Raw genomic sequence first — 14,210 nt, 5'->3', positions numbered from 1 at the left:
TTAATTTTATCAAACCCTTTCTACATAAGCTTTACGTCAAGTGTTTCTTGAAAGTTGGCAAGTATTTGAAGCAATTCTCAAGGAGTTAGGGGAACATCGCGGCAGTCGAGTCGCATACAGCCAAGGAACGTTAGAAATTATGGCTCCATTACCAGAACATGAGCCATCTAAGGTAATCATCGGAGACTTGGTGAAAGCTTTGTTAGATGAACTCGATCTCAATTGGGAATCTTTAGGTTCAACTACCTTTAAGCGAAAAGATATCAGTGCAGGTATTGAACCCGATGATTGTTTTTATATTCAAAACTATAAGCTAATGATTGGGAAAGACAGGATCGACCTAACTGTTGACCCTCCTCCTGATTTGGCGATTGAAATTGATGTCACCTCTAAAACCCAAATTAGTGCCTACGAAGCCTTGAGAGTACCTGAAATTTGGCGATATGAAAGTAAAAAGCTAGAAATTAGCTTACTGCAAGGTGAGCAATATGTGAAGTCTCTCATCAGCCCCACATTTCCTAGTTTTTCGATCACTGATCTTATTCCCCGATTTGTGGAAATAGCGCGAACCACAGGAATGAGTTCAGCACTTAAAGCATTTCGACAATCGGTAAAAGAACAACTAGGGCGAATAGAATGAGACTGTTGGCGAATTGATCCGGAGTCTAATCCATCAGCCCCAATGCACCTTAATTTCTTTAATTTCAGTGCGTTTCAACGCACTTTAGCTATTAGCCCGCAATTTATTGCAGGGCGGGAAAGCAACGCTCTGGGCGAGGTTTTAAGGGTGTGGGGTTTAATTAAAGAATGGGGAATTAATCTAGAGCAATTGTGACCAAATTTAATTTACAAATCCCAGAAAATAGCGATGGCTTCGCCAACACCAAGGGCGAACGCTTGTCTTCTCATATAGAGGATGCTATACCTAGTTTGCTTCCCCTTGGGAGTATGATACACTGCGTCAACACTTCATGCGATCGCCTTGACCGTTACCTTTCCCAAGAATTACCAGATTTATCCCGTTCTCGCATCCAACAGTTAATCGAACAGGGTAACGTCCAACTTAACGAAAAAGTTTGCACATCTAAGAAGATCAATGTCAAGGTAGGCGATCGCATCACTCTTAAAATACCAGAAGTCCAACCCTTAGAACTGCTTGCAGAAGATATTCCCTTAGATATCCTCTACGAAGATGACCAGTTACTCATTCTCAACAAACCCGCAGGCTTAGTTGTCCATCCAGCGCCCGGTCATCCAGATGGCACTTTGGTAAATGCTCTGTTGGCTCACTGTCCCAATTTACCAGGAATTGGGGGAGTTCAGCGTCCGGGAATCGTCCATCGATTGGATAAGGATACAACGGGGGCGATCGCGATCGCTAAAACAGATATTGCCCATCATCACCTACAAGCCCAACTCAAAGCAAAAACTGCACGGCGAGAATACTTAGGCGTGGTTTACGGTGCGCCAAAAACTGAAACTGGTACCATAGATTTGCCCATTGGTCGCCATCCCCAAGACCGCAAGAAAATGGCGATTATACCCGTTGAACAAGGCGGACGAGTCGCCGTCACTCATTGGCAAGTACTAGAACGCCTTGGTAACTTCACCTTAATTCACTTTCAATTAGAAACTGGACGCACCCATCAAATTCGCGTCCACAGCGCCAAAATCGGTCATCCAATTGTCGGCGACCGAGTTTATAGTTCTGGTCATTCAGTGGGGGTAAATTTGCCCGGTCAAGCACTGCACGCTTGGCGGCTCAAATTGCAGCATCCCCTATCTGGGGAGTTGATTGAGGTGACAGCTACTCCCCCCGCCCACTTTACAAAACTTGTGGAGATGTTAAAAAGACGAACTACACTTTAAGATCATCCCACGCCTGAAACCATCACCATTTCACAGACATTTAGGAATAAGAATTAAATAACATACAATTTATGCCCCTGGTTTACCTCACCCTCAATCCCTCTCCGATATATTGGAGAGGGAAGCTAGAGATAGGATAAAGTTTTCCATTTTATTTAATCTACGTTCCTTAGCAATTGAGAAAAAAACCATGCCCAATGCCCGTTAACAACTAGCGTGCATCAGACATGGGATAGAGTCTGTTTCACTAGTTCTACCTAAATGAAACTCCTACATAACCCAGGACTCATGCACGCTATAAAATCATCAAAGGGATGTACTAGCCAGCCGCCGACCAAAAATCGTTATTTAATTCCTGCCAGTTGCCGATAAGGTACAGACTTTTCGATATCGATGTTGAAAGACGAGATCCTTTGTGGGGCATTGCCAGTTGCATTGATACTTTGTGCCATAGACAAGAATAGAGACGGATCGCCAGCCTTGGGCTTTTGCTCTTGTGGGAGGAATCTGCGTACTTCTACCTGCCAAATGATTTGGGGGAAACCCAGTTTGGCACGGTGGTAATCTTCGTATCGCGGAGATTTGATGTTGAATGGCAACTCACCCGCAGATTGGGATGGCAGTATCCGACGGCGTTGATAAGGCACTATGGAGTATCCAAAATTGCTCAGGTACTCTTCAGTGTTGAGTACTTGATCAACCAAGCCGACAATACCCTTAGTAGCAACTACAATTGACCAAGCGATTTTTTCCCGCTCGTTGTATGGGTCGCGTCCTAAAACGCGCTGGATTACTTGCTCAACAAAGCGATAATTATTGTTGAGATCGTAGAAGCTTTTCTTAAAGGTATTGGAAAGCAGCAACCCCCGAATAAAGTCCCGCACTGTAATTTGTCCATTACGGAGTTGGGACTCTAGGTTTATTTCACGATCGGCAGCAAAGGCATAAAAGAAAATTTGACGATATGCTGCTTCGATCAGATCACCTAAATCTGACGGGGACAGTATATTGTCTGTATTAAAAATCCTAGGCTGTTCATCACCCGGTACTTCATACGCAGCTACACGCTGGTTTTGACTTGAAGGGTCATATTCTAACAGAGGAATTGCCACTCTAAAGCCTCCATGTTCTTAATTAAAGTTAATAAGTGTGAAGTACCCACAGCTGATTCAGAGTACCAAATACAGCGAGGGCTTCCTGTCTCATAGGCAGATGCCACGTTAGGCACACTCATCAATGAGTGTCCGAAACCAAATCCGGTGATGGTCTTACTCTCCCTCTCTACTGTTGCCAGCTTTATCCTCACTTTATGAAGAACCCAGGCAGCTGCCCTGCTTCCCAAGGCAGTTATTGATTTTTGTTTCGAGGTTTACCCTTCGGGTTCGGGAGTTGAGACTCGACGGAAGCCGCCAAGACTCCGAGTCACTCACCATGATCATCCAAGAATCAGCGGGTAATCCCATTCCTCCTTCCTCAATTTAAGTATTAGTAAGAAAACAATTATCCTACTGGATTCAACTTATAGCTAATTAAAAAAAGGGAGTGGGGCTTCTAGCTTAATGACCATGTAAATGACTAAAAAACTTTATTCACATATTTTAGATTAGGAGATTCAGTTTCACTTTTTTTAACTGAAGCAATAACTTTTAACATTTAGCAAAAGAAATTAATGGGCTATTGGGCATTGGCACTTGTACTGAGCGTTCGCGTAGCGTCTCGTAGAGAAGTCGTTGGCGTAGCCTCTCGTAGAGAAGTATTGGGCATGGTTATTTTCCTTGTCTCCCTTGTCTCCCTTGTCCCCTTGTCCTCCTTGTCCCCCTTGTCCCTCAGTGACCGATCCAAAATTCTAGAGGATCTATGGTTGATTTACAGTGAGGCCAGCTACGCAAAGTTGCTTCCCTCCCTACCTCCCAGTCGGGTGGCTCAAATCCCAGTCCTAAGCATAGATGAGATAAAATGCTAGCAAACTGCTGATTGTGACCAAAGTCTCCTAGATGGGCATGGGCGTATTCATGGACGACTAGACCAAACCAGTCTCTAGGTGCAACTCGACCGACATCTACCAAAATCGTAATTGGATTTGTGAGAATGTTGCACAGCCCGTCTATGCCGAAGGATTGAGCTATGGGTACTGCAAAAATTTGGATATGGCGACGCTGTTGGGGATGAAAGCACTCATGACAAAATCCTAGATAGGCGTTGATCTGAGCGTTTACAGTGTTAATATTATCACCGATCCAAGTGCAAATGGGGATGCGATCGCGCTTGTTTTCAAACACATCCACCATACCCGGTTCTAGAGCCAGTCCCTGTACGAGATGCAGATAATCTCGCCCACGAGTAAAAGCGTCAGTCTGCTGGAGATTATTCACCATCCCAAAACAGAATAAAACTCTCTTTTTTCCAGAACATCCTGCGCTTGTCTTTCTGTTACTTCTTCTGTGCTGGCAACCTCAACAGAAGTTTCAATCCGTGTTTCAGTACAAAATGATGCCGTGCTGAAGCCGCCAAAGCGTTTGACTGTACTGGTTCGCAGTCGCATATTTGGGCTACCAAACCAGAATCGCTCAATGGAACTCATTGTTTCGTATTCGGTTGTCAACACTAGTCCATCTTCATCATCCATGTGAAAAAGACCGACTACAGGCATAATTTCGGCGTAGCCTCTTTCGCGGAGTAATTTGCCAGCCCTTGGGTTATCGCCATCAGGCACGATCGCAAAGATGGTTTTCCCTTGATGGTTATCCTCACCCTCTCTATCCCAAGCCATTGTGCCTAGCCAACGCACACGCGACCCTCCTACTGAAAGGCTGGGGTCAATCTGATGATACTGGCACAGTTCAATGATTTCTGGATCATCGGCAGCTAGAGTTTCTACCTGTATATCCGATTCTCCCGTCTCTGAACGCTTGAAGGCTAGATGATGAGTTGCACGTTGCGATCGCCACTTACCAGCACTTAGCTGAAAAAATTCCATTGCGTCTATCAATGTTCTGACTCCTACTTACTCCTACGGATGATCTTTTACGAATTCTTTCTTTTTTAAGTTGTTAGTATCTAAACATTACAGCGATTAGCGGTCAGCTTCAATAAACTCCCTACAAAAGGAGAGGCAGATGTGTTTTTCATGAATTAATTGTAAACTTTTATCATAACAATCTCATATAACTTGTCTATGTAATACCGAAATCATCCAGTGCTACGTGACCTATGCACTGTTTGTTAGAAGGACAAGTGCCTCTGCGACATCAAGCACTACCTACGCTGTGATCAAGTACAGCTTAGTTGTGGGTGGTACTGTCCTTTTGGATGAGTGCGGTATTGCAATCCTTGGCGAAGTTTATCACAAATCAAAGGATTTAAGACCCCTACCTCTATAGGTAGCGCCAGTTTCAGTCCTTAGAAAGCGGGACGCTACGCGAACGGCGCAGGTCTTACCCTGAGCCCTTTGACAAGCTCAGGGTAACACTTGTCGAAGGGCTCAGGAACCATCGGGTTAAAATCCCCTTATGTAAATGTCTAAAATGTTTGAATTTTGTTAGCGTAGCGTTAGCGAGTCCGCGTACTCTGTAAGAGTTGCAAGCTACGCTTTTAGCGTCTCGTAGAGAGCGTCATTTTGAATTTTGAATTGTTAACGCTCTTTCGGTCTGCCTACTGCTCCTCACGTTACCGTGTCGACTTACATTCGCGGTTTGCAGGTGCAATAATGCAAGTTACAATTGAAAACGATGATCCGGGAATGTTGTTACTTGAAAAATAAGCAATTTAAGTATATACACTAGAAAGATGAATAACAGTAGCCTTTAGACCGTGACGTTCTAATTGGTGAGAGAATATGAAATTAACCATCACAAAAGTTTAAATTCATTGATCATGACGAAAATCCAGTTTTCTAGAGGGCTTGACGAAGAAGTAATTCCAGAGGTGCGCCTGACGCGATCGCGCACTGGTGACAGTGGCACAGCGACATTTATTTTTACAAATCCGAAGATTTTAGATCAAGGCAGCACCGAAGATATTACCGGGATGTACTTGATTGACGAAGAAGGGGAGATAATTACCCGTGAAGTTAAGGCGAAATTTGTCAACGGGAAACCGGAAGAATTAGAAGCGTTTTACGTAATGAAATCTGCCCAAGAATGGGATCGCTTTATGCGCTTCATGGAGCGGTATGCTGAAGAAAACGATTTGGGACTGAGCAAAGCTGAAAAATAGGGCATTGAGCACTTGTACTGACCTTGCCTGCCCTGAGCTTCCCGAAGGGTACTGAGCGGCGTCGAAGTAGCGTTGTCGTTGGCGTGGTCACTGAGCCTTGCCGTACCACTTCGTGGAAGCAAGCTACGCGCAGCGTCTCGTAGAGAAGTATTGGGCATTGGGCATAAGTAATTATTTTCATGTCCAATGTGCTATTTACCATGCCAAATTACTCCTGATCAAAAGTTAAAAGCTTAACCTATGATACAACAACCCCACCCAGACTCACCTGGAAATATGGTAACTTGTGCTGTGGTTACTGTCAGCGATACACGCACTTTTGAAACAGACAAAAGTGGGCAGCTAATTCAGCAATTACTCCTTGGTGCTAACCATGCTGTAGGAGCGTATAGGATTATCAAAGATGAACCAACACAAATTCAAGGGCAGATAGAAAATCTCGGTAAAAGCTCAAATTTGGATGCTCTAATTTTCAATGGTGGTACAGGTATTGCACCAAGAGATACCACCTACGATGCGATTGAGAAGTTGCTGGAGAAAACCTTGCCCGGATTTGGTGAATTATTTCGTTTTTTAAGTTATCAAGAAATTGGTTCGCGGGCGATCGCTTCTCGCGCCGTTGCTGGTGTTTATCAAAATAAATTAATATTCTCGCTTCCGGGTTCCAGTAATGCTGTGCGACTGGCGATGGAAAAATTGATTTTGCCCGAACTCACTCACTTGGTAAGTCAGGTTTGTCAAGTGGTGAAATGAGCAGCCCTTCAGAAAGTTACCATCTTGACAGTCTTGGCGCTTGCGTCTTTGCTTCTCCCAAAGGGAGAGGCTAGCGCCTGCCGTAGGATGTCCGTTCGCGTAACGTCTCCTTTAGGAGAAGGGCTGTAGGGAGAAGTCTAAAAAACGCAGCTACGTTGCTATTTTTCATGAGTTTTCAATATTTTTCTGCTAATTTTTGTAAAAACTAACATATCACTTTCTGAAATCATCCCTTCTATGCTTACACTTGATCCGATCCAGGATTATAGTGAAATAGATCAAATATTTATATTAGGTAAGCAATGGAGCCTATTCAGTGGAATTGCATAATTGCTCACGGCATCACTGCATTTTCATACTTTGGCATCCCTACATTAATAGGGGTTTTCTTTGCTAAAACTAAGGCAACTATCCCCTCTAAGTTTTGGGTAGCCTTTTTCTTATCAGGTGCATTCATACTATCTTGTGGATTTCATCACCTTCTGGCGGTCTTCGAGCCATATATGGCAGTGTCGCTACTACACTTATGCGTACTCGATTTATTGGCGTTTATTTCCTTGTCTGCTTTAGTCTACCTGATGCCAACCGCTTATCAAATTGTAGAGGCGATCGCTAAATATCAAGAAGATAACCGCAAACTTGAGCGTAGCCAGCAAATACAACGGCTATTCTTAGATCAGGGACCGTTTGCTGCATATATCAAAGATGAGCAATCTAGAATGCTCTACTACAACCAGGAGTTACAGACTAGATTTTCGATAGATTCACAACAATGGTTGGGGAAAACGGATAGTGAATTCTTGCTAGATCCAGAAGAGGGACAGCGGGTAATGGAAAACGATCAAATCGTTTTGCAGACTCTACGCCCCTTGAAGCTGATTGAAGAGATAAACATACCTGGTAATGATCAGCCCTGCTACTGGCTATCGTTTAAGTTTCCGTTTAGCGATAATGCAACAGGCGATCGCCGCCTTGGTGGGATTAGTATTGATATTACAGAATCTATAGAAGCACAGCGATGGCTCGCTGATCTAAATTGGCAGCTAGAAGAAAAAACACTGAAATTAGAGGCAACAAAACGAGAACTTATATATCTCTCAGATATGGCGGATATGTTTTCTTCTTGCGAGTCTGAAGATGAGGTGTATCAAGTGGTCGCTTTAACCTGTTCTCATCTATTTCCTAATATGAGTGGTTCTCTTTATATAATTGCTAATTCCAACAATTATGTTGAGATCAAGAGTCTTTGGGGAACTGAACAAAGCAGTAAAGAAATATTTTTACAATCTGAGTGTTGGGCATTGCGGAGAAGTAAATTCAACCTTTTATCGCCTCGTAACTCAGGACTGATGTGCAGCCACTTAATAGAGCCTGTTAGCGGCGCACATTTATGTATTCCATTGCTTGGACAAGGGGAAGTAATTGGGATTTTACACATCTATGCGCCAGAAGAAATCAGTTCAGAAGATCAAGAAATGACTGAGATTATTGCTAGAACCTTAGCCTTTGCACTGAATAATATATCGATAAACCAACGTCTAAACTATGATAACTTGCGGGATCAGATGACGCAACTATTCAATAAAAACTATCTAGAAACCATAACGGATCAGAGGCTAGCGGAAGCTGAACGATCGGGACAACCTCTTAGTGTTATTTTCCTTGATATCGATAATTTCAAATCTTACAACTCGCGCTATGGGCATTTAACAGCCGACATTGTTCTCAAGGGATTAGCAAAGCTGCTGTTAAAATCTATTCGCTCCTTTGATATTCCTTGCAGATGGGGTGGTGAAGAATTTGTAATTGTGATGCCTAACATAATGCTGGAAACGCTCAGGAAGCGAGTAGAACAACTAAGGGTAGATGTTGAACAAATGCAATTGAAGGATGGCGATCAGATCATCGAAAGCATCACCGCTTCTTTTGGAATAGCTGTATCAGAACCAGGTATTACGGTTAAGGATTTGCTGAATCGGGCAAATCAAGCAATGCTTGAGGCCAAACGAACAGGCAAGAATCGAGTTTTGGAGTACGTAAACAACTATAGGAATCCTACTTGAATCTTGCTCAGTATACTGAGAAGTCAAGCTTTGTATGTCAAGCTTCTAGGCAGCTTGATTGTTCAAAAATCAAATAGGAGTCCTATAGGGTTCCTATATTACTTAGTTGCTCGATTCGGTTTAGCAAGATTTCTATTATTTAAGGCAAATTTTTTCTAACATTCTTGGGTTTATCCCAATTTATTGAAGAGATACGTTTGATTTGTGATTAGACTCCATAAAGGGAGTGGAAGATAATAACTCTACTATATCAGCCGGATCTCTTCATACTCTTTTTTGGCTAAGGGATTGCTTGTACACCAAAAGATTTGCAGCCTTTAACTTAGAGGCACTCTGATATTTTGCAATAATCCTCTAATATTGGTAAAATCAGCACTATTATTCAAAGCTTTTAAAGAATTGCTATCAGCTTTGTCTACAATGGTATTGTAGGCATTAATTGCCTGATTGAGTTTAGTCAGACTAACAGTGTTCTGGTTTGTTACCAGACCGTTGAGGCTCAAGATTAAATCGGTTGTCAATAGAGGATCAGCGCCTGTTAACCCCAGCCTGATCGAAGTATTCGCAGCACTAGGATCAACTCCGGCTGCCAACACAAATGCTAAAACAATGTTTGCATTCTTAACCTTATCCCGTGGACCAACTATTTCAAAATTAAGTATTTCCCCATTAGGTTTCTTGAACGTAACAACTTTTCTTACAGTTTCTATTGGTGAACTATTAAGGGTTGGGGCTTGACTAGGAGGTATAACTGTTGTGTTAGCACCAACTTGAACATAAATAGAGCCTTTGGCAGGTAGTGTAGTAATTGCAGTCCTTACATATCGAATGGCAGCCGCTAGAGTGGCAAAAGTTTCACTGTTACCACTACCTGTTAACAACGATCCCCCACCAGGAACTAGCGGTTGAATAATATTCACAATTACCAAAACCCGACCAGGAACTGGCGCTTCAGTCCTATTCACAATTAGAGGATTCACTGCTCCAAGCAAAGCTGCAAATTGTTGTTCTGTCAAACCGCCAGTTTGTAAGGTGACAACAGCCCTTTGTGCAGATGTATTCAGAATATTTTGAATATTTGGCGGCACAGTAATGTTAAATGTTCCACCACTATTAGTCACTGTAATGTTGCCAGATTTTGTTGTGCCACCATTTTGAAGAGTGACAGGCACTGAGAAAATGGTACCACTTGCGGCATCGGAGTTATTACCACTTGTATGAGCACTCATTCCCCCACTCTGCGTCTGCCCGAGCGGGAGAGGGCGAGCTTGGTTTGGCAATTGCCAAGCACTCAAAAGTAGAGGACTTAGACTCAGAGCAAGGATTAGAGACTTGATTTTGATCATAGTGATTCTCTGAAAATAAAGGGATTTACTTAGGCAAGAAATTGAAACCATAGCTGACACTCAAAAGTACGGCACTACCACCAGCAGTGCGATCCGTGAGGTCTAAACCTTCAAGCTGAATCGTCAGAGGAATAGTTTGGACAGGAACGAAAGAAACCCCAGCGTTTAAAGCTACTCCACTCCAAGATGCACCGATGCCTACTTGAGGATAAACTTGCAAACCCACGCCTCCAAATACCCCAACGTCGTCATTTCCTGAACGGAAGTTGCCGCCTCCCACTCCGACGCTAAGTGCCAATGGCATCTGATTTTCAGGATTGTTAGGTTGCAACAAGGAGACATTTGTAACTTCACCATAGACACTAGAATCAGCCACTCCTTCATTGCCATACTGGGCAAAGGTATTCCAGCCAACAGCAGCCGCAACTTGATTGGTACTACCAGCATAGAGAAGACGGTGAGCTTTGAGATCGAAGGTTCCATTATCACCAAAGTTTTTGATACTACCTTCGTTGAAGGCGACTTCTAAACCGATTGACTTCTGGCTATCTCCCAAACCAAAACCCGCACTTATACTTCCATCCAAACCACCATTGCCATTGCCATCTCTGCGAGTTGCTCCTGCTGCTTGCACGAAAAAGTCTCCCCAGTTCGCTCCGAAAGCACTGGGAATTCCAAAGCTGAGGCTAGGATAATAGATTTGTTTACCACCTATGCCTCCTAACAAAGGCTTAATTTTTAGCCTTTGACGTAATTCAATATCATTTAATTGAGTCTGAGAGTCAGCAGAGGGAGTTTGAGCTTGTAATAGAATTTGATGATCACCTTGGTTTGGTGATATCATAAGCATCTGTGCTGGAGTGAGATTTGAAGAGTTTACTTTCGGAAAAACAATCGCTTTTTGGGTTTGAGTGCTGGCTGACTCAGTTAAAGATGCAGTCTGTTGTTTTTCAAAAATAATTTTCTCCGCTAAGGATGGAGTCTGTTGTTCTTGAAAAACAATATTATCTTCGGCAACTGCGGGATTGGCTGAAATACCCATTAATGCTGTGAAGAAAGTTACCAGACTTGCCCCTAAGATATAACAAATATACTTAACGAAAGTCAGTTGATAAATCTTCTTGCTGTTGAGCCTTTTTTGTTTTTTATCCACTTAATGCTCCTCAGACCTAAATAACTCTGTGGTTTATCGAAATTTATACTAAATCTGTAATTTCATCTTCATAAGTTATCTTGGAATCGCATTTGGGGCATTTATAGTGCTATATTCCACACTTAAGTGCTTGCTAGATACCCAGTAACTTTTGTGTTGACTTATATCATATGATCAGATATCTAATAGTGCCAATAGTAACAACATCAGCAAATCGCAAAGTTTTTCCCAAGGGCGATGCCTGCGGCGGCCTACGCCTACGCTAATTAGGCTTTACCGTAGAATTTAGTTATAAATAATACCTATTTAAAAACAGTAGCATTGCCAACTAACGAGGTTCAACACCTGTATAAACTTGAAAGCGAACCGTATTGGAAATGGTAAAGCCTTAATTCATAATTCCTAATAAAAAAACAACTCCTTGAAGATGTGGGAGTTGTCATTTTGTATTGGAGCAGTTTTTCAAACGATTCAGAATGGAGCGATGCCCTTCTCTACGCTAAACAGATAGTAGCCAATATAGCAGCGATGATATAAAATACTCCAACTACCTGCAATTCTGACCAGCCAGTTAGTTCTAAATGATGGTGTAAGGGTGCCATTTTGAAAAGACGTTTACCTTTGCCATCAGGTCCCTTTGTGGCTTTGTAATAACTTACCTGTGCCATCACTGAAAGGGTTTCTACGAAGAAGATACCACTGAGAATGAATAGAGCTACTAAGGTGTTTGTCAATAACGCTACAGCAGCTAAAGCTCCTCCCAGTGCTAAAGAACCAGTATCTCCCATGAAAACGCGGGCTGGATTACGATTATGGGCTAAGAAGCCTAAGCACCCACCACTTAAAGCAGCACAGAAAACCATCAACCCTGGTGCTGTGGGTGCGATCAAGGCACCTAATGCCAAAAGTGCGATCGCTACTGTTCCTGCTGCCAAGCCATCAATACCATCTGTTAAATTAGTAGCATTACTTTCTGCAACTAGCACAAAACCTGCTAAAGGCCAAAATAGGAATCCCAAGGGTAATGTAAAACTTACCCAAGGCAAAGCAATATTTGTAATATTAGAAGGTTGATTAAACATCAGCCATAGACAAAACATAGCTGCAAAACCTACCTGCAAAGCCAGTTTCGTTGCGGGAGATATACCTTTATTTGATTTCCGGCGCAGAATTTGCCAATCGTCGAGCCAGCCAATCAATCCGTAACTGATTGTCAATGCCGAAACTGCAAGCACATCTGTAGCAAAGTTAGACAATATGCAGGCAATTATCACACCTACAGGTATAAAAAATATACCTCCCATTGTTGGGGTGCCTGCCTTTTTCAAATGGGCTTGGGGTCCATCTTCGCGAATTATTTGTCCAGTTTTGAGTGCTTGAAGTAGGGGTATTACCCAATAGCCAACGATACCTGAACCCATAGCACACAATAATAGTGGCAGGGTTAACGACATACTTTGCCAGGGTAGCCGATTGGCGATCGAATCCAAATAAAATGCTGTTGTAGCTAGCCCTACAGCTAATAAAGAGGCTAGAGCGATTCCAGAAATATTTAATCCTTGCTCAGGAGATAATTTAGCGTCCACAGAAGTTTCCCTTCACTCCACACTTATAAAACTGATTACCAGGAACTAGGGATACAACCAAGTCCCTAGCCTGAAAAGGCTAATCCTCAGCGATTCCTATATCGTCATCATCATCATCAAGGTCGTAGCCAATTCCATCTTCTACACCGATTAAGGAGTCTATTCCTTCTGCGTCATCTTGAAAATCCGGTTCGTGAATGTCACGCGCGATGATCCGACCGTTAGTTTGCAACCAGTCCAACAAAGAGGACTCTAACTTTAGGGGGATGACATCGGCTCGTTGGTTACGGGCTACTTCACGTAATGGAGAGTTCAACATATCGAGTCAGGACAAGAAAAGGTTTACGTAAGTTGACATTTAGAGTCTATCACTTGACATGGATTTATTTAGTTATCTTTTCAACCCTTTAGTTGATAAATCCGCATTCGGATAGAATTTTTTTTATTTAATAGACGTATGGCTGACTTCAAGGGATTATTAGTAATTTTTATGGCTCTACACATAGGCGATGAATATCTTGTTTATGCTGATGGAAAGTGAGTGATTTTTGAGGTGACAGGCGATGATGGGAAAAGCGGCTCTCATGGATGCGATCGCACTTACAAATCGCGGTTTAGTGGCGACCGAAACACAGAAACAGGCTATCTTAGCTGCGATCGCTAATTTAGAAGACTTTAATCCTACACCCCGTCCGGTGGAAGCTAACAATTTACTAGATGGTGATTGGCGATTACTATACACCACTAGCAAGGCTCTTTTAAACTTAGATCGTCTACCTTTATGCAAACTGGGTCAAATCTATCAGTCTATTCGGGTAGATACTACCAGTGTTTACAATATAGCTGAGATTTATGGCTTACCTTATTTGTCAGGATTGGTTACAGTTGTTGCTAAATTTGAGCCAGTTTCAGGTCGGCGTGTCCAAGTGAAATTTGAGCGTTCTATTATCGGCTTACAACGTTTAATAGAATACAATTCTCCGGTAACTTTTATCCAACAAATTGAAGCAGGTAGAAAATTTCCGGGGATTGATGTTGTCATAAACAGTGATAAACAGCAAGGCTGGTTAGATATCACTTATATAGATAACGATCTGCGGATCAGCAGAGGTAACGAGGGGAGTGTGTTCGTATTGAGGAAAACATAAGTTGGTGCAAAAATACTGGTTGCGAACAAAAGTACACTATAACGTGTACCTTGTCAAGTAGAGTCTAATACAATTTT

The 14,210-nt window shown here is 42.6% G+C and carries 13 protein-coding genes; 6 read left to right on the top strand and 7 right to left on the bottom strand.

What is annotated here, in order from left to right:
• The first annotated feature begins 40 nt into the window (after window positions 1–40).
• Entirely contained in the window at window positions 41–640 is a 600-nt protein-coding gene (locus HWQ38_RS06310) for a Uma2 family endonuclease (protein ID WP_292791203.1), read from the top strand.
• Between the two features lie 308 nt (window positions 641–948).
• Window positions 949–1,869, top strand: a complete 921-nt coding sequence (locus HWQ38_RS06305; RefSeq protein ID WP_292791209.1) for an RluA family pseudouridine synthase — start codon at window positions 949–951, stop codon at window positions 1,867–1,869.
• 344 nt (window positions 1,870–2,213) lie between these two features.
• On the opposite strand, the gene HWQ38_RS06300 is transcribed toward HWQ38_RS06305, so the two are convergent.
• The 3 genes from HWQ38_RS06300 to HWQ38_RS06290 form a co-directional block, all read right to left on the bottom strand.
• Window positions 2,214–2,981, bottom strand: coding sequence for a phycobilisome rod-core linker polypeptide (locus HWQ38_RS06300; RefSeq protein ID WP_292791200.1), 768 nt, complete (start codon window positions 2,979–2,981; stop codon window positions 2,214–2,216).
• Window positions 2,982–3,695: 714 nt separating this feature from the next.
• On the bottom strand, window positions 3,696–4,244 hold the full coding sequence (locus HWQ38_RS06295; protein WP_292791197.1) for a hypothetical protein: 549 nt from the start codon (window positions 4,242–4,244) through the stop codon (window positions 3,696–3,698).
• Window positions 4,238–4,855: a phycobiliprotein lyase gene (locus HWQ38_RS06290; protein ID WP_292791206.1), complete on the bottom strand. Its 618-nt coding sequence runs from the start codon at window positions 4,853–4,855 to the stop codon at window positions 4,238–4,240. The genes HWQ38_RS06295 and HWQ38_RS06290 overlap by 7 nt, the downstream gene beginning before the upstream one ends.
• 887 nt (window positions 4,856–5,742) lie before the next feature.
• On the opposite strand from HWQ38_RS06290, the gene psb28 reads away from it, so the two are divergent.
• From psb28 to HWQ38_RS06275, 3 genes are all read left to right on the top strand, one after another.
• The gene (gene psb28, locus HWQ38_RS06285) at window positions 5,743–6,084 is read left to right on the top strand and encodes a photosystem II reaction center protein Psb28 (RefSeq protein ID WP_292791194.1); all 342 of its coding nucleotides are present in this window, start codon (window positions 5,743–5,745) and stop codon (window positions 6,082–6,084) included.
• A gap of 240 nt (window positions 6,085–6,324) precedes the next feature.
• A complete protein-coding gene (locus HWQ38_RS06280; RefSeq protein WP_292791191.1) occupies window positions 6,325–6,837 on the top strand; it encodes a MogA/MoaB family molybdenum cofactor biosynthesis protein in 513 nt (170 codons plus the stop codon).
• A gap of 302 nt (window positions 6,838–7,139) precedes the next feature.
• Window positions 7,140–8,900 carry a diguanylate cyclase gene (locus HWQ38_RS06275; protein WP_292791188.1) on the top strand — a complete coding sequence of 587 codons (1,761 nt, stop codon included), beginning with the start codon at window positions 7,140–7,142 and terminating at the stop codon, window positions 8,898–8,900.
• Window positions 8,901–9,217: 317 nt separating this feature from the next.
• On the opposite strand, the gene HWQ38_RS06270 is transcribed toward HWQ38_RS06275, so the two are convergent.
• The 4 genes from HWQ38_RS06270 to HWQ38_RS06255 all read right to left on the bottom strand — a co-directional run bounded on the left by HWQ38_RS06270 (window position 9,218) and on the right by HWQ38_RS06255 (window position 13,304).
• Complete coding sequence (locus tag HWQ38_RS06270; RefSeq protein WP_292791186.1) at window positions 9,218–10,129, bottom strand: hypothetical protein; 912 nt, start codon at window positions 10,127–10,129, stop codon at window positions 9,218–9,220.
• A gap of 142 nt (window positions 10,130–10,271) precedes the next feature.
• A complete protein-coding gene (locus tag HWQ38_RS06265) occupies window positions 10,272–11,399 on the bottom strand; it encodes a hypothetical protein (protein ID WP_292791183.1) in 1,128 nt (375 codons plus the stop codon).
• A gap of 494 nt (window positions 11,400–11,893) precedes the next feature.
• Window positions 11,894–12,985 carry a phospho-N-acetylmuramoyl-pentapeptide-transferase gene (gene mraY / locus HWQ38_RS06260; RefSeq protein ID WP_292791180.1) on the bottom strand — a complete coding sequence of 364 codons (1,092 nt, stop codon included), beginning with the start codon at window positions 12,983–12,985 and terminating at the stop codon, window positions 11,894–11,896.
• A 79-nt stretch (window positions 12,986–13,064) separates the two neighbouring features.
• Window positions 13,065–13,304, bottom strand: a complete 240-nt coding sequence (locus tag HWQ38_RS06255) for a DUF3134 domain-containing protein (protein ID WP_292791178.1) — start codon at window positions 13,302–13,304, stop codon at window positions 13,065–13,067.
• A 244-nt stretch (window positions 13,305–13,548) separates the two neighbouring features.
• Between HWQ38_RS06255 and HWQ38_RS06250 the strand changes: the two genes are divergently transcribed.
• On the top strand, window positions 13,549–14,133 hold the full coding sequence (locus HWQ38_RS06250) for a PAP/fibrillin family protein (protein ID WP_292791176.1): 585 nt from the start codon (window positions 13,549–13,551) through the stop codon (window positions 14,131–14,133).
• The last annotated feature ends 77 nt before the right edge of the window (window positions 14,134–14,210 follow it).

This window comes from Nostoc sp. NMS7 (assembly GCF_017115085.1).
Lineage (GTDB): Bacteria > Cyanobacteriota > Cyanobacteriia > Cyanobacteriales > Nostocaceae > Nostoc.
This window is presented reverse-complemented; position numbering and strand designations above follow the sequence as displayed.